Origin of the sequence: Nocardia sp. NPDC050799, assembly GCF_040654015.1 — a bacterium.
In the GTDB taxonomy this organism is placed as follows: Bacteria; Actinomycetota; Actinomycetes; order Mycobacteriales; family Mycobacteriaceae; genus Nocardia.
Window position 1 is genome coordinate 37,010 of sequence record NZ_JBFAHF010000034.1, and the last position, 15,900, is coordinate 52,909.

The 15,900-nt window shown below is 67.8% G+C and carries 17 protein-coding genes; 4 read left to right on the forward strand and 13 right to left on the reverse strand.

Annotated elements, in window-relative coordinates; all coding sequences use genetic code 11:
• Positions 1-225 precede the first annotated feature (225 nt).
• The 8 genes from AB0H42_RS28175 to AB0H42_RS28210 all read right to left on the reverse strand — a co-directional run bounded on the left by AB0H42_RS28175 (position 226) and on the right by AB0H42_RS28210 (position 7,565).
• Positions 226-1,026, reverse strand: a complete 801-nt coding sequence (locus AB0H42_RS28175; protein WP_357061397.1) for an NAD(P)-dependent oxidoreductase — start codon at positions 1,024-1,026, stop codon at positions 226-228.
• A 133-nt stretch (positions 1,027-1,159) separates the two neighbouring features.
• A complete protein-coding gene (locus AB0H42_RS28180; protein WP_357061400.1) occupies positions 1,160-1,999 on the reverse strand; it encodes an NAD(P)-dependent oxidoreductase in 840 nt (279 codons plus the stop codon).
• A 21-nt stretch (positions 2,000-2,020) separates the two neighbouring features.
• A complete protein-coding gene (locus tag AB0H42_RS28185; protein WP_357061403.1) occupies positions 2,021-2,542 on the reverse strand; it encodes a DoxX family protein in 522 nt (173 codons plus the stop codon).
• 4 nt (positions 2,543-2,546) lie between these two features.
• On the reverse strand, positions 2,547-3,518 hold the full coding sequence (locus AB0H42_RS28190) for an alpha/beta hydrolase (RefSeq protein WP_357061405.1): 972 nt from the start codon (positions 3,516-3,518) through the stop codon (positions 2,547-2,549).
• A gap of 16 nt (positions 3,519-3,534) precedes the next feature.
• Entirely contained in the window at positions 3,535-5,220 is a 1,686-nt protein-coding gene (locus AB0H42_RS28195; protein WP_357061408.1) for an OB-fold domain-containing protein, read from the reverse strand.
• A 31-nt stretch (positions 5,221-5,251) separates the two neighbouring features.
• Positions 5,252-6,604 (reverse strand): cytochrome P450, encoded by a 1,353-nt coding sequence (locus tag AB0H42_RS28200; protein ID WP_357061411.1) that lies wholly within the window; start codon positions 6,602-6,604, stop codon positions 5,252-5,254.
• Positions 6,605-6,619: 15 nt separating this feature from the next.
• A complete protein-coding gene (locus tag AB0H42_RS28205) occupies positions 6,620-6,814 on the reverse strand; it encodes a ferredoxin (RefSeq protein ID WP_030521009.1) in 195 nt (64 codons plus the stop codon).
• A gap of 43 nt (positions 6,815-6,857) precedes the next feature.
• On the reverse strand, positions 6,858-7,565 hold the full coding sequence (locus AB0H42_RS28210) for an SDR family NAD(P)-dependent oxidoreductase (protein ID WP_357061414.1): 708 nt from the start codon (positions 7,563-7,565) through the stop codon (positions 6,858-6,860).
• A gap of 233 nt (positions 7,566-7,798) precedes the next feature.
• Between AB0H42_RS28210 and AB0H42_RS28215 the strand changes: the two genes are divergently transcribed.
• Positions 7,799-9,265, forward strand: a complete 1,467-nt coding sequence (locus AB0H42_RS28215) for an aldehyde dehydrogenase family protein (protein ID WP_357061417.1) — start codon at positions 7,799-7,801, stop codon at positions 9,263-9,265.
• Positions 9,262-10,470: a CoA transferase gene (locus AB0H42_RS28220; RefSeq protein ID WP_357061419.1), complete on the forward strand. Its 1,209-nt coding sequence runs from the start codon at positions 9,262-9,264 to the stop codon at positions 10,468-10,470. The genes AB0H42_RS28215 and AB0H42_RS28220 overlap by 4 nt, the downstream gene beginning before the upstream one ends.
• Before the next feature lie 121 nt (positions 10,471-10,591).
• Here AB0H42_RS28220 and AB0H42_RS28225 read toward each other — a convergent pair whose 3' ends face one another.
• The 3 genes from AB0H42_RS28225 to AB0H42_RS28235 form a co-directional block, all read right to left on the reverse strand.
• Positions 10,592-11,065 (reverse strand): hypothetical protein, encoded by a 474-nt coding sequence (locus tag AB0H42_RS28225; RefSeq protein WP_357061422.1) that lies wholly within the window; start codon positions 11,063-11,065, stop codon positions 10,592-10,594.
• Positions 11,065-12,435, reverse strand: coding sequence for an ATP-binding protein (locus AB0H42_RS28230; protein ID WP_357061424.1), 1,371 nt, complete (start codon positions 12,433-12,435; stop codon positions 11,065-11,067). The genes AB0H42_RS28225 and AB0H42_RS28230 overlap by 1 nt, the downstream gene beginning before the upstream one ends.
• A gap of 130 nt (positions 12,436-12,565) precedes the next feature.
• Positions 12,566-12,820 carry a hypothetical protein gene (locus AB0H42_RS28235; RefSeq protein WP_030521005.1) on the reverse strand — a complete coding sequence of 85 codons (255 nt, stop codon included), beginning with the start codon at positions 12,818-12,820 and terminating at the stop codon, positions 12,566-12,568.
• Between the two features lie 211 nt (positions 12,821-13,031).
• On the opposite strand from AB0H42_RS28235, the gene AB0H42_RS28240 reads away from it, so the two are divergent.
• Positions 13,032-13,469 (forward strand): TIGR03667 family PPOX class F420-dependent oxidoreductase, encoded by a 438-nt coding sequence (locus tag AB0H42_RS28240; RefSeq protein WP_357061426.1) that lies wholly within the window; start codon positions 13,032-13,034, stop codon positions 13,467-13,469.
• Between the two features lie 5 nt (positions 13,470-13,474).
• Here AB0H42_RS28240 and AB0H42_RS28245 read toward each other — a convergent pair whose 3' ends face one another.
• Together AB0H42_RS28245 and AB0H42_RS28250 are read right to left on the reverse strand one after the other, a co-directional pair.
• Complete coding sequence (locus AB0H42_RS28245; RefSeq protein WP_357061428.1) at positions 13,475-13,678, reverse strand: hypothetical protein; 204 nt, start codon at positions 13,676-13,678, stop codon at positions 13,475-13,477.
• Positions 13,679-13,745: 67 nt separating this feature from the next.
• On the reverse strand, positions 13,746-14,480 hold the full coding sequence (locus tag AB0H42_RS28250) for a TioE family transcriptional regulator (protein ID WP_357061431.1): 735 nt from the start codon (positions 14,478-14,480) through the stop codon (positions 13,746-13,748).
• Between the two features lie 80 nt (positions 14,481-14,560).
• Here AB0H42_RS28250 and AB0H42_RS28255 point away from each other — a divergent pair, with 80 nt between their 5' ends.
• Positions 14,561-15,751: an erythromycin esterase family protein gene (locus AB0H42_RS28255; RefSeq protein ID WP_357061433.1), complete on the forward strand. Its 1,191-nt coding sequence runs from the start codon at positions 14,561-14,563 to the stop codon at positions 15,749-15,751.
• The last annotated feature ends 149 nt before the right edge of the window (positions 15,752-15,900 follow it).

Here is a 15,900-nt window from a genome sequence, read left to right on the forward strand (position 1 = left end):
CTCATCGGTGCCCTCTCCACTGGTCACGGGTCATCGAGATCTCATCGCATGGGCGGCGCGCCAAGGATAGCGAGCAGATAGTCGCAGCGGTGTGCGCCACGGCGGTCCGGTGACACGATCGCTCGTCCCATCGACCGCCCCCGAAGTCGCGGCACCCGGAAACCCCTCCGCGACAACAGGACGGCGCAGCAGCGGGCACTGTCCGGCACCAGCGGGCTGCCGGAGTCAGCCGGAGCCGACCGCCGCGCGGATGGCGGGGTCGAGCAGGCCGAGATCGCTGCCCAGCCGGTCGGCGAGTTCGCGGACCACGGTGACATCCTTGCGCAGGAAATCGCCCACCGAGTCCGCGAACGCCGCCACCGAACCCTTGGCCGCCACACTCAGCACCGCGCGGCCCGAGCTACTGGCATGCGGCAGTGCGGAAAGGACCTCGGCTTCGGTGAGGCCCAGTTCGCCGGCCAGCCGCACGGCTTCGGTGACCAGGCCGATCTGGGCGGCGAACAGCGAATTGTTGACGAGTTTCACGCGCTGCCCGTTACCGAGTTCCCCGACCGCCAAGACCGGATCGGCGTACGCGGCCAGCACGGGGCGCGCCCGCGCGGTCGCGTCGGCCGAGCCGCCCAGGAAGACGGTGAGCGAACCGTCGGCGATATTGTGCGGACCCCCGCTCACCGGGGCGTCGACCACATGGCGTCCGGCGGCGGTCGGGGCGGCAGCGATCGTCGTCGCGGTGTCGGGGCTGCCGGTGGTGTGCAGGATCAGGACCGAGCCGGGCGGCATCGTCTCGAGCAGTCCGCTGTTCAGGCACACCTCGTGGACCTGCTGATCGGTGAAAACACAGACCACCACCGCCTCGGCGTCCTGTCCGGTCTCGATCGCCGAGCCGAGCGCGGTGGCGCCGGTCGCGGTGATCGCGGCTCGGGTGCCGGGATTGCGCCCGAGCGCGCGGACACTGTGCCCGGCGGCCGTCAGGCGCCGGATCATGGGGGTTCCCATGCGGCCGGCGCCGATGAATCCGATACGCACTCGGTTCTCCTTCGTTCGAAAAGTCCGGCCTGCCGTGCCTGCCGCTCCGCGGTGGGGTCGGGAGTCACGCGGAACTGGGCGGCGCCGGGGTCGCCTGGTTCCGGCCGGGTCGGCAAGGGTGTGGTGCCGAGGGTCAGCGGGGGCGGCCCATCAGGGCGAGCGTCGCGTCGGCGGTATCGAGCACCACTCCGGGGGCGATCTGTGCGGCATCGGCCAGTTCGCTGATCAGCCGGACGTCCTTGCGCAGTAGCTCACCGGCATGTGCGGCGATCTGGTCGAGAGTTCCACCGCCGGCCAGGATCCGTCCCAGCGCGAAACTGTTCCCGCTGCCGTTGCCGATCACCTCGCCGAGCCGCTCGGGGCTCACGCCCAGCCGGGCGCCCAGTTCCAAGGTGCTGACCGCGGTGGCCATATGCGCGGTGAACAGGAGATTGTTGAGCAGTTTGGTGGTCTGCCCGGCACCGACACCGCCCAGATGCACAATCGGGTTCGCGTAGGTCTCGAATACCGGCCGGCAGCGCGCGAGGGTGTCCTCGTCACCCCCGGCCATCACCAGCAGCCGCCCGGCCGCGACGGCGGGAGCCCCACCGCTGACCGGTGCGTCGATGAGCGAAACGCCTTGGGTGGCGGCAATTTCGGCCAATTCCCGGCAGGTGTCGGGATGGACCGTGCTGTGGATCGCGATCACCGGTGCCGCCGTACGTCCGGCCGCGGAGGCGGCGAATCCCGCCAGGACACCGTCCGCGCGGTCGAGGACTTCGCGCACATCGGCGTCGCCGACCACACACAGACACACCAGATCGCTGTCGGCGGCGAGATCCGCGGGCGTGCCGGCGACGTTCGCCGCGGTATCGGTATACGGTTCGGTGGTGGCGGGGCGGCGTGCCCACAGGGTGGTCCGGTATCCGGCCTCGACGATACGGCGGGCCATGGGCCCGCCCTGACTGCCCAGTCCGATGAATCCGACGCGCATGAAGTTCCTCTCTCGCGCAGCTCAGGATCCGGCGTCCGCCGAATCCGGTTCCGGGGTGGCCGGCCGCCAGAACACCGCCAGCAGACCGGCGGTGGCGACGACACCGATCCCCAGCGCGACGGCGCCGCCACCCCAGCCGGTGAGCTCGATCCCGGCGGCGTGGTCCACGGACAGCCATCCGGGTCCCAGGATTCCGAGCGCCAGCGAGACGACCGCGAGAACCAGGACGTACTCGTAGCCGTCCTTGAACACGAAGAAGCCGTTCTTCCGGTGTGCCAGCAGCGCGGCGACCAGCATCACCGAGATCACCGCCGCGGCGGCCAGCGGGGTGAGCAGCCCGACGACCAGCAGTGCCCCCGCGCCGATCTCGGTGATCACGCTGAACCAGGCCTGCAGGACGCCGTGGCGTAACCCGAGGCCGCTGAACCAGCCGGCGGTGCCGGCGATCTTGCCGCCGCCGATCCAGTGGTTGATCCCGTGGGCGATCATGGTGCCGCCCACGACCAGGCGGAGCAGCAGCAGTGCGATATCGGTGACGTCCATTCGGCTACCTTTCCGGCCGCGCGGCCGCGCCGCCGTCGAATTGCAGGGCCGGGCCGGAGAATTCTCCGGTCCCGCGGGCGATGATGCACTCCTCGGCGAAGGCCAGCACGGTGAGGTGGTAGGCCCGTGCGGTCCGGCCGAGGCCGACGTTGTGACCGGTGTTGGGTATCCGGTTCAGCACGACCCGCGGCGACCGGGTGAACAGACCACCCACCGCGACCATCTCCGCGGGATCGTTGCGCCACACCCGCTCGTATTCGCCCAGGCTGTACCGCACCGGAACCCCGATATCGGGGGCCAGGCCGAGGAATTCCCGCGCGGCCCAGTCGTGCAGCGCCCGCGACTCCAGGTGCGAGCCCTGCGCGGACACGGTACTACCGCCCAGGACGTCGTCGGGATACAGCCGGGACGGTTCCCAGATCAGCCGCCCCACCCCACGCGGCCGCCGGCCGGCGATCCGGTCGGCGCCCCAGAGCAGGTCCTGGGCGGCCTGCTGGTGCCGGCGCCCGGTGCCGGCGAGTTCGAGTCCGAGCAGGTCGGCGCCGCGCTCGGCGGCCGCCATCCGGACCGCGAGTTCGCAACCCGCCGAATGCGCGAGCAGGAAGACGCCCGCGCCGCGCGGCAGGCCGTCCAGGAGCGCGTCGACGGCGCCGTAGACGAGGTCCACCCGGCGCTGTGGCGGGTCCAGGAGCGCGGCGTGCGGAGCCGAACTGCCGAACCCGGGGCGGTCCAGCGCGAGCACGGTGTAACCGAGCCGCTGCCCGGTGCGCAGCAGCGAGTACTCGGGATGTCCGGGACAGTCGAAATACCGGGAGTCCACGGCGCCGCCGTGCAGGGCGACCACGACCGCCCGCGGGTCGGCCACCTCGGCCAGCAGTCCGGAAACCGGGACCCCGTCGACTTCGGGCACCTCGGCGACCACCGGCAACGGGCCGGTGGAATCGGTAGGCGCCAGATCGGATCCGGTCAGCGTCACCACGCACCCCGGGGCATCAGGATTCGCTCCGCAGCAGGACCGCGCCGCCCGGGGTGAGGCCCCCGCTGGACACCACCGCCACTTTCGCGCCGGGCACCTGCCGTGCCCCGGCGGTCCCGCGCAATTGGACGATCGCCTCGTGCATCAGCCCCATCCCGTGGGTGCGGCCGTGCGAGAGCTGGCCGCCGTGGGTGTTCAGCGGCAGCAGGCCGTCGCGGGCGATGTTCCTTCCGCCGTCCAGGAAATCCCTGGCCTCGCCGATCTTGCAGAAGCCGAGCGCTTCGATCCAAGACAGGCAGTTGATGGTGAACCCGTCGTACAGCTCGGCGACGTCCACATCCTCGGGCCGCAACTCGGTGCGGGTCCACAGATGGGCGGCGGGGCCGAGGACCTGGGGTTCATGGGTGAGCGTGCTCTGGTCCCATTCGATCCGTTCGACGATCTGGGTACCCACCGCCTCCACCCGGATGGCGGTCCCGGGCAGATCGGCGGCGGTCTCCCGGGCCGAGACGATCACCGCGACGGCGCCGTCGCACGGGACATCGCAGTCGTAGAGGCCGAACGGTGTGGTGATCGGGCGCGCGTTCAGATAGTCGTCCATCGTCAGCGGTTCCCGGTACACCGCGCTCGGATTCAGCGCGGCGTTCGCGCGCTGGTTCAGCGCTATCCAGCCGAGGGTTTCGCGGGTGGTGCCGTAGTCGTGGAAATGCCGCTGCGCCTTCTGCGCCAGCGTATGCGCGGCCGAGGTGGAACCGAACGGATGCATCCAGCTCGCGGTGCGGCCGCCGCCACCCGCGGGGATCGTGCCCCGCTTCATCAACTCGTTGAACGTGGCTTCCCAGACCGTGCGGAAACACAGCACATGGGTGGCCAGACCCGCGTGCACCGCGAGCATGGCCGCGATCACCGACCCGCCGGGCCCGAAGGTCTCTATTCCGCCGTTGTGCCAGGTGGGCCGGATACCGAGCGCGGACTCCAGCGCGGTGACGCCGCCCTCGCCGAATCCGCCGAGATTACCGCCGCCCGGATACGAGGACAGTCCGTCGATATCGTCGAGGCCCAGGCCCGCGTCGGCGATCGCCTGCTGGCAGGCGTCGACGGTGAGTTCCAGGGGCGGCCGCATGAGCCGTCGCCCGATCCGCGACATCCCGATCCCGGTGAGCGCGACGCTGTCCTCGAACTTGTCGCGGCGTCGCATCGTCCGCACGTGCCGCCCGAACTGATCCGCGGGTATCTCGTCCACCGGCAGCGGCGCCGGGCCGGACTGTTGCGCGGCGGGCCGGAACAGCGGCAGCCACACATCGTCGTCCTGCCGGAACACCACCTCCAGCCGCATACCCAGGGTGAGTTCGCCGGGATCGCAGTCGACGATATTGGTGGTCAGCCGCACCCGCGGATCGTCTTCCAGCGCCACCGTCGCCACCACGTACGGCGGCGGGAGGCCCGGTAGCGCGAAGCGGTGGTTGACGGTGAACGACGCGAGGATCGCGGTGCCCGACACGATCCGGGGCGCCAGCTCGCGCCCCCGGCAGTAGCGGCAGATCGGCTGCGGCGGATGGATCAGTGCCGCACACGCCCGGCACTCCTGGATGCGGAGGTTCCCGTCGGCGCCCGACGTCCAGAAGAACTCGGTGTCCAGGGAAAGCAGCGGTAGCGGTCGCCCCGATCGGGGTGCCGGTTCGTCGCCGGTCGTCGATGACATATCGCCTCCTCGTGGCGTCGGTGCCGGGGCGTCAGATCTGCGCCGCGTCCTTGCGGACGGTCACCGGCTCGGCGAGCCGCTGTTCATCGCAGACGGTCTGCAGTCTCGTGAGTGTCTCGGTGAGCCCGGGACCGAGCGGTTCCCCGGGGGTGAATGTGGCCGGCAGGTGCCGCATGCCCTGGATCACCGCGATGGTCTCGTAGTGCACGGCTTCCTCCGGGATACACCGGAAGTCCGGTAGCCGATCCAGCACCGCGACCAGCATCCGCTTGTACACCGCGCGGGCCACATTCGAACCGATACACCGGTGGATCCCCAGGCCGAAACTGAAGTGCCGGTTACCTTTACGGTCCAGCACGACCGTATCGGGCCGGTCGAACACGGCCGGGTCACGATTGGCCATGGCCCAGGACAACCACAGTCGTTCGCCTTCGGCGAACCGCGCGCCGGCCAGTTCGACATCGGTGTTCACGGTGCGGCCGTCGCCGGGCGCCGGCGTGAAGTAGCGCAGGAATTCCTCGGTCGCCGAGTCCAGCAGCTGGTCCCGTTCCCGGCTGAGCGTTTCCCGTTCGCCCGGATGCTCGGACAGCCACTCCAGTGAATGCGCGGTGAGTGCGGTGGTGGTGTCGAAACCTCCGCCGATCAACAGGCCGAGCATGCCGAGGATCTCGATATCGGACAGGGGCGCCCCGCCCAGCGTCGCCTCGGTCGCGAGCGCGTGGATGAGACCGGGCCGGGGATTCGCCCGGATCTCGGTGAGATTGGTGTAGAGGTCCAGGCCCATCTCCTGGTGCATCCGGTGTACCCGCTCGAACTCCGGCGAGTCGGGCGGGGTGTACACCGTCGCGTGCGCGGGCTCGCTGTAGACCGCCCAGTTGCGAAGCGGTACGCCCAGCATGGCGAGGGTCAGGACCGCCGGCACGATATTGGCCAGGTCGTCGACGAAATCGATGCGGCCCGTGGCGATCTTCTCGTCGAGCGCGGCGCGGACCAGTTCGTCGACGAACGGTATCCACCGCTGCACTGCGGCGGGGGACAGATACGGGTTGAGCACGGCCCGCAGTTCACGGTGCTCGGGGTCGTCCATCTCCAGGATGCCGTTGCGGATGGCAGCCTGGTTCGTGGAGGGGATGGTGATGCCCTGATATCCGCGCCGCACACCGTCGACATCACGGTCGTTGGAGACGTAGGGGCACCGGGCGAGTTCGAAGACCTCCCGGTTTCCCGCGGCCACCCAGTAACCGTCGTGGCGGTCGGTCCAGGCGATCGGGCACTGCCGGTGCATATGCTCGGTGATCGCCTGGAACGATTCCCGGTAGGCGGGCCCGTAGCGGTCGAAATCGAGCCGGGGATGCAGGCGGTCGGTGGGTTCGGTGGCGGACATCGGGTGCCCCTCGTACTACTCGGTGAGCGAAATGGCGCGCTCGGGGCAGGAGTGCACCGCTTCGCGCACCTGGTCCTCTTGGTCGTGGGCGACATTTTCGTCGACCGGCGAGGAATGCCCGTCGATTTCACTGAGTTCGAACGCTTTCGGCGCGATCATCGAGCACAGGGTGTGCCCCTGGCAGCGTTCCTGATCGACATGGACCTTCACGGTTGTCACTTCCCTTCGGATGCGGTGGGCGGAATCCGGTGGCTCAGGTGTTGCGTCCGCCGTTGACGCCGATGATCTGGCCGGTGATGTAACCGGCCTCCTCGGAGATCAGGAAAGCGCAGGTGGCGGCGATGTCCTCGGGTTTACCGACGCGCCGCACGGGGGTGCGCTGAATATGGTCTTCGACGGTGCCGCCGAGCAGCCGGCGTTCCTCGGAGCGGCGCAGCATGGGGGTGTCGATGAAGCCCGGGGGCACCGCGTTCACCGTGATCCCCGAGGGGCCCAGTTCCAGCGCAAGGGATTTGGTGAGTCCGTTGACCGCGGATTTCGACGATACATAGTGGGACATGAACGGCTGGCCCGACTGTGCGCTCGACGACGAGATGTTCACGATGCGGCCCCAGCCGGCCTCGATCATATCCGGCAGTACCGCCTGGATGGTGTGGAAGACGCCGTGCAGGTTCACCTCGATGACCCGCTGCCATTCCGCGAAGTCGATGTTCTGGAACCGTTTGAATCCGTCGACTCCGGCCGCGTTCACCAGCACGGTGACCGGGCCGAGCTTCTCGCGAACGGCCCCGAGTGCTTCGGCGAGGCTGTCCGGATCGGTCACATCGGCCCGGTAAGCGGAATCGTCCGCCGCGGCGGAGTTGCGGTCCAGGGCGGCGACATGGAATCCGTCGCTGCGCAACCGCTGCGCGATGGCCAGTCCGATGCCCGAGGCGCCGCCGGTGACAACTGCGGTTTTCACGCCTGCCTCTCCTCTCCCGCGCCCACCGACGCAAGAATATGCATTCCGATTATGGAGAACCGTACTCTCGTGCAGTTCGTGTCCGCAAGATCGGCCGGAGCCGCGTGCGGGCGGTCGACCTGCGGATGTTTCGGATTGCTCCAGCTCGCCGAATCACCAGCCGGACCACCCTTGCCAAATGTACTATTCTCCTGAAACGAGAATGCAATTTTCATAACTTTCGAGGAGGCGGGATGTCAACGCAGGAAGAGGCGGTGACTGCCACGCAGCGGTTGCTCATCGACGGGCAGCTGGTCGAGACCGGGGCGACCCTGGCCTCACTCAATCCCGCGAACGGGGAAGTGGTCGGCCACGCGCCCGAGGCCGGTATCGCCGAGGTCGACGCCGCGGTGGCCGCTGCCCGTCGTGCGTTCGACACCACCGACTGGTCGACGAACCACGAATTCCGCGCGCGCTGCCTGGAACAGCTCTACCAGGCGCTGCAGGACAATGTGGAGGACCTGCGCGCCCTGATGATCGCCGAGGTCGGTGCGAGCTACATCCTCACCAAGGGCAATCAGCTCGAGACCCCGTTCGAGATCGTCAAGTACTACGCGGGCGTGCTGAAGAACTACACCTGGACCGAGGACCTCGGCCCGGTCGAGATCCGCGGTGCGCAGCACCAGCGCTGGGTGGAAAAGGAGGGCGCGGGCGTCGTCGCCGCCATCGCCGCGTACAACTATCCCTTCCAGCTGGCGTTCGCCAAACTCGCGCCGGCGCTGGCCGCGGGTTGCACGGTGGTGCTCAAGGGCGCCCCCGACACCCCGCTCATCACGCTGGCGCTGGGCGAGCTCATCGCGAACCACACCGATATCCCCGCCGGGGTGGTGAACATCCTCGCGAGTTCCGAGGTGGCCGTCGGGGAACGGATGACCACGCACCCCGACGTCGACGTGGTGTCCTTCACCGGCTCCACCCCGGTCGGTCGCAAGATCATGGCCGCCGCCAGCGCCACCCTCAAGAAGGTCTTCCTCGAGCTCGGCGGAAAATCCGCGGCCATCCTGCTCGACGACGCCGACTACAACCTGGGCGCCATGTTCGCCGCCTTCAGCATCTGCTCACATGCCGGCCAGGGCTGTGCGATCACCACCCGACTGCTGGTACCCCGCGCCGACCACGACAAGGTCGCCGAACTGGTGGCCGCCAACCTCGCCAACATCACCTACGGCGACCCGGCCGACCCGAAGAATTACATGGGCCCGCTGATCAGTGAACGCCAGCGCGACAAGGTGCACGGCCTGGTGGAGCGGGCGGTCGCCGCGGGCGCCACCCTGGTGGCCGGCGGCGAGAAGGTCGATCCGGGGTACTTCTACACGCCGACTCTGCTGGCGAATGTCGACCCCGACAGCGAGATCGCGCAGGAGGAGGTGTTCGGCCCGGTGCTCGCGCTGATCCCCTACGACGATATCGACGACGCCGTGCGGATCGCCAACAACTCCATCTACGGCCTGTCCGGCGGCGTCTTCGGCGCCGACGCGGAGCGGGCGCGGGCCGTGGCCCGCCGGATCCGCACCGGGACCTTCAGCATCAACGGCGGCAACTACTTCCATCCGGACGCGCCTTTCGGTGGCTACAAACAGTCCGGTGTCGGGCGGGAGATGGGCGTCGTGGGCATGGAGGAATTCATGGAGCGCAAGACCCTCGCCGAGGTGGTCTCGTGAGTAAACCGCTCGAGGGGATCACGGTCCTCGAGGTCGCCATGTACGGGTTCGTCCCCTCGGCGGGCGCGGTGCTCGCCGACTGGGGCGCCAACGTGATCAAGGTCGAGCACGCGGTCACCGGCGATCCGCAGCGGGGGCTGCGCCAGATCGGCAAGTTCAAGGTGGAGGGCGACCCGAACCCGAACATCGAGCACGCCAACCGCGGGAAACGCAGTATCGGCGTCGATATGTCGAACCCGGCGGGCCGCGAGGTCATCCACGAACTGGCGCGGCGCGCGGATGTGTTCCTCACCAGTTTCCTGCCCTCGGCCCGGACGAAGTTCGGGATCGATGTCGACGATATCCGCGCGGTGAACCCGAAGATCGTCTACGCCCGGGGTAGCGCGCTGGGGCCGCGGGGCCAGGAGTCCGATCGCGGCGGCTACGACATGACCGCCTTCTGGTGTCGCGGCGGCGTGGCCGCCACCATCACCCCGGAGGGTACCGACGGGATGATCCAGCCGCCCGGCCCGGCTTTCGGCGACACCATCTCCGGGACGAACCTGGCCGGCGGGATCGCCGCGGCGTTGCTGAAGCGGGAGCGCACCGGGGAACCGTCCGTCGTCGATGTCTCACTGCTGGGCAGCGGACTCTGGTCGCTGGGGCATACGGTCGCGCTGTCGGCGTATCAGGGTGAACCCATGCTGGCGCCCCCGCCCGGGACCCACGGCGCGATGGCGAACCCGCTGTCGGGCCTCTACCGTACGGCCGACAACCGCTATCTCTCGTTCGTGATGCTGCAGCCCGGTAAGTTCTGGGCCGACGTCTGCCACCACATCGACCGCCCCGAGCTGGCCGGGGATCCGCGCTTCGCCGACGCGGCGCAGATCGCCGCCAATACCGCGGCCGGGGTCGAGATCCTGCGCGCGGCCATCGCGCAGCGCACGCTGGCCGAGTGGACGAAGAAATTCGCGACACTCAGGGGCCCCTGGGCCCCGGTCCAGGACTCGCACCAGGTAGGGCAGGACGATCAGATCAGGTCCAACGAATACATCCTCCCGGCCGGAGAGCTGGAGCTGGTCTCCAGTCCGGTGCAATTCGATGTCACGGCTCCCGAGTTGCGGCCCGGGCCGGAGTTCGCGGCACAGACCGAGGAGGTGCTGCTCGAACTCGGCTGGGATTGGGAGCGGATCATCGAATTGAAGACCAGCGGCGCGGTGGCCTGAGGTCAACAGGGGGATGGTGCCGGAGAATTTGCTCTCCGGTATCATTCGTACTGTTTGTGGTGACCACCGGGATGAAACCGCGATCGGTCTTTTCGGCTTCGCGTACCCGCTGACTTCGTTCTCATACCGGTGTCGAGTACGCCATCAAGCCCGCGTCGAGTGTCCATATCGTCGCAGGTATTCCTGTGCGAGTGTGGTAAAGATGGCGTTCGGTTAGTACGCAGAGATCGCCAGTGCCCACCCGGTTCTGCGCATGCTCCACGTAATCGACGTATGTTCCGGCACCCTCGAGTAGCTTCTCGAGGAAGTGCCGGTTCCACGGGACGTCGTGTAATACCCAGGGAGACCGCCCCTCGCAGATGAAACGGAGGATGGCTTGCAGCTTCTGCGCAGTAGTTCGACGCAGGCCGCCGTCGTCCAGCTGGGCGATGAAGTTGCCGGTCTCGACTACCGCGGTGATCGGCAGTATGAACTGCTCGTCCTTTGAGAGACGATGCCGCATCTCTTCTTGGACGTCGTCCCGCTGCTGATCTCGGCCGGGTACAGGGACGAGGTTGCAGAGAACGCTTGTGTCTATGAAGGCGACAGCACGCATCAACGGAGCCCCAGCAGTCGTTCGAATTCGCTGTAGTCGGGCGGTGCTTCACTTTCCGTGCCAGATAGCTTTCCCGCGATAACCGCGTCCCCGAGTGAACCTTCCGCGAGAGCGGTGCTGTATCCCGGGACCTTCATCAGCGGCGTCAGCACGCTGTAGCCGGTCTCCTGGCTACGGTGGCAGACAATGACGTTCCTGTTCAAGGATCCTTCGGCCGCATTGAGAATGGCAGGACTGTGGGTTGTGACGAGCACACTGGTGCCCGGTGTCTCGCTGCTTGTACGGACAAGGTCCAATACCTGACGGGCTTGTGAAGGATGCAAACCGTTCTCGAGTTCTTCGATAACGATGAGCACACCCCCTCTGACGTCCTCTTCTTCGTCTCTCTCGATGCGGGCGCCTACTGATGCGTCCACATCCAAGCCGTATTGAGAGGAAAGCAGAGCTGTGGCTATGGCGGTGAACCGCAGGAGGCCATCGCTCATTTCCCGCGCGGGAGTCCGTTCGACTTCTTCGTCCCGGCCGTGCGTCTCTTCCAGCGCCAGCATCACATCACCGAGATCGGAGGACACGAACCCGATATTCCGCACGCGGTCGTCCGCCACCGATCGAACGAGTTGCTGAACTCTGTCGAAGGCGCGCAGATCGTTCTTCTGTAGCCTTTGCAGCGCTGCGGAGACGTTTTCACCCGTCCGACGTAGCTCGGCATCGCGGTGCGGGACGAAACCGCGCATCAGGTGCGGCACCGGATCGAGGTGGAAGATTCCCCGGAGCGCGAGAAGGACAGCCGATGCGCCTCTTATCACCGATGTTTCGGCGCGGTTGACACCGCCCAGGGCGAGCGGCACCTGGCTGATGATCAAACGGCTGTCGCGGAATGTATACGGTGTGTTGGAGCCGCGCTTGCCGTTGTGGATATCGGCCACGATTCCCGTCCCGGGCGCACCTGGCTCGCGTGTTTCGATCAGGGGGCCAAAACTGACTCTGCCGCTCTTGACGGCTTGGCCTGGACCATAGAGCCGTTCGGAAACCACGCGTAGGTCCGGACGAACTTCGACAGTGAGGTCGTAGTCGTACCGGTCCTCCTCCACCTCTACGGAGCAGCCGAGTTCGAACCTGGACTTTCCGTGTGGAGGACAACCGGCCGACCCGCCTCGTACAGTCCCTCCTTCTCTTCGGCGACCGTCGAGGGCATCGGCAAGGTCTTCGCCCTCCGCGAGCCGAGCCAAAACTTCCAAGCCATCGAAGGCATTGGATTTGCCTACGCTGTTACGTCCGATCAATATGGTTGTCCCACCCAGCGGCAAGATTTCGCCGTGGAACGACTTGAAGGCGGTTAGGCGCAGTTCGACCAGACGGGATGGCTTCACGGGTTCGAGCATATTCGCTTGTCGAGGTGGCGGCGATCAGGGACGTCACGTACCCCACAGGGTGGGACCGGGCAGCGTGGAACACCTGGCTGACCGAGGCCGGTGGCTCGTGTCTCCCGGTCCCCAACGGTCAGCTACTCTCGCAGCCGATTCCGTTGCCGTCGCGATCCAGGTCGTACTCGTCGGGGCCGATCACCCGCACTCGCCCGGTGTAGGCGGGCCCGTTACCGCTGCCGCCGGCGCAGTCGACATCACTGGTGATGGGCACGCAGGGGTCGTAGGAGGCGTGGCATCCGGCCGGTGCGGCGCCGGCCGGCGCGGCTGCCATCAGGCCGAACGACGCGGCGGCGAGGGCGGCGGTGCCCAGGATGGACAGGGTTTTCATCAAGGCTTCTTTCAGCGGGAAGGATGATTCGCTGAAGTTTTGCACGGCCCCGGCCGGGCGAGCCCGGATTTGATGGAAAAGTGACCTATAAAAATAGTTACCGGATACTTACCGGAACGCAGGGAAACCGCGTTCTCGGGCGGGAATCCTCGCGTGGGCCCGGATGTTGTTCCGGGCGCATCCCGTCCGCCCATCCCCCCGGAGGCCGCTCATGACGACACCGCGCGCGCATGAACTAATCGACCCCGCAACGGAATTCGGTGCCCGTGTGGCCGAGCGGCTGGACCGCGAGCAGATCGTCTGGTTGACCACCGTGGGACCCACCGGCACCCCGCAGCCCAACCCGGTGTGGTTCCGCTGGGACGGGAGCGGCTTCCTGATATTCAGTCGGCCCGACCGTCCCAAGCTTCGCAATATCGCCCGTAACCCGCGGGTGGCGCTGCACTTCAACAGCACCGAGAGCGGGGGAGAAGTGGTGGTCTTCGGCGGTGCGGCCCAGCTCGAGCCCTCCATCGAGGCGGATGAGATCGCGGCCTATCTGGACAAGTACGAGTCGGGACTGGCCGGGCTGTCCATGACCGGAGATCAGTTCCGCGCCGAGTACTCGGTGCCCTTCCGCGTGGTGCCCGACCGCGTGCGCGGCTTCTGACCCGATCAGAACTCCAGGTCCGACCAGGGAATCCGGGTCGGGAACGGGAAGTCGATCTCGATTCCCTCGGAATCGGTCGGCGTCCATCTGCCGATCAGCCGAGAGTCGGCCGGGTAGAGCGGGCGGACGCCGGCCGGAAGCTCGTGCGTGGTCTCCCCGGCGAAAGCCCGGATCATCGCGATCTCGCTGCGTTCCGGCCGGAGTGTCACCTCCCAGTACCAAGGGATGCCCCCCTGCCTCCGGGCGCCCGGCCGCACAGTAGCGGACAAGACGTGATCACCCGTGCTGCCCCCGGCTTTCGGGCGGGAGACGGTGGAGGTAGTCGCCGAGCCGGCCCGCCGCCTGCAGCATGGCGAGCCCCTGGGTGGTGAGCCGGCGCTGCCAGGCGGCGAGCGAGGTGGTCAAGGCCTCGGTGCCGCCGGCCGTCCGGACCTGGTCGACCACAATGGCGATATGGTCCAGCCCGTAGCCTCCGCGTCGGAGCAGGTGGGCCAGTTCGGCGTCGCGAATATCGGGCGCGCGGTAGGTCCGGTAGCCGGTGCCCGGGTCGCGCTCAGGGACGAGAATTCCCGCGGCTTCCCACGCGCGCAGCGTGGCCGGGGTGATGCGGAGGTGGTGGGCCAGCTCGCCCACAGTGCGGTCGGCGGTCGCACGTGAACGTCCGGGGTCGGGGTCGTACCCGGTGGGCAGGTGCGCGATGGCCCGGCGGACTGTCTCCAGGGTTTCGCGGTCCCGCGACAGTTGCCGGTGGCCGCGGTCGATGAGTTTCAGGGCGTTGTCCAGGCCGCCGGTGTGGAGTTCGGTCATGATCCGGCCGGCGAGCGCGTGCCCGTATGCGGCGACCAGGGCGAGAAAAGCGCGTAGGGCCGCCGCGTGGACCTCGGTGTAGATCCGGTAGCCGCTCGCCGTGCGTTCGGCGGCCGGGAGGTACCCGTCGCGTTCGTAGTTGCGGACCGCCTGGGTCGAGAGTCCGTGCTCGCGCGCGAGGTCGGCTGGTCGCAGGGTGATCATCGGTTTGAGACTTTACCGCCCAATCAAGGCTTAGATGTGCGGAAAGTATCAACCGAGCCTTCAAAGATACGATCGAAGAAATGAACTTCGACATCGATACCGTGCTCGCCACCTCCCCGAAGCTGCTGGCATTCGGCGAGCCGACCCATCTCGAACCCGCCTTCGCCTGGACCCGCAACGAGCTCTTCGCCGAACTGGCCGGCCGCGGCTATCGCTCGATCGCCCTGGAGACCGATCGGGTGGCCGCCCTCACCGTGCACGACTATGTCCAGCAAGGGGTGGGCACCCTCGACACGGCCATGGCCGAGGGTTTCTCGCACGGGTTCGGTGGTCTCGCCGCGAACCGGCAGCTGGTTGCCTGGATGCGGGAATACAACGAGGGGCGGCCCACCGCCGAGCGGCTGTCGTTCCACGGCTTCGATATCTCCGCGGAGACGATGAGTGCGTTCAGTCCGCGTCGCTACCTCGAATACGCCCGCGACTACCTGGGCCTCGACCTCGATCTGGCCGGCCTGCTCGGTGCGGACGAACGGTGGCACCGCACGGCGGCGGTCATGGACCCGGAGGAATCGATCGGTGCGACCGAGGCGGCCGGCGCCCTCCGTGTGCACGCCGACGATATGCTCACCGAGCTCTATCTGCGGGCGCCGGAGCTGATGGAGAAGACCTCACGCGCAGAATGGTTCCGGGCCGAAACGTATCTCACCGCCGGACTCGGTCTGCTGCGGTACCACAGGCTGGCGGCCCGGCCCGTCGAACAGGCTGCCCGCTGGACCCGTATGTGTGCCGCCCGGGACGCGCTGATGGCACAGAACCTCCTCGATATCCGCCGCTTCGAGGCCGACCGGGGCCCGACGCTGGTATGCGCCCAGAACGCGCATCTGCAACGGAATCCGAGCCATATGACCATGGGGCCCATGGAACTCGATTGGCACAGCGCCGGCGCCGTCGTGCACTCCCTGGTGGGTACGGACTACGCCCTGATCCTCGGCAGCCTGGGTCGCGATGAGACCTTCGACCTGCTCGAACCCGAACCCGACACCTACGAGGGGTTCCTGCAGACCCGCATCCCGGATCGGGGCCTGATCGCACCCACCGAGATCCCCACCGCCCGCACCCGCGACGACCACACCCAGGCGCACGGCTACTTCCCGCTCGACCGCGCCTCGGTCGACGGTGCCGACGCGATCCTGCACATCCACGACGGCGCCTGCTACCGCGGGGCCGGGGAGGGTGATCCGCGACCGTGGGTGCCCGCGAACCCGGCGTGATCGCCGGCCGGGAGGCGTGACCGGACCGGGCCGTTGCCACGGCTCAGCGTGACGGCGGTCCGGAAAGGTGCGCGGTGAACGCCGACCGCCTCCCGGACTCCGCGGAGTCCGGGAGGCGGTGTACCGGCGATCGGGGCGGGCTCATGAGG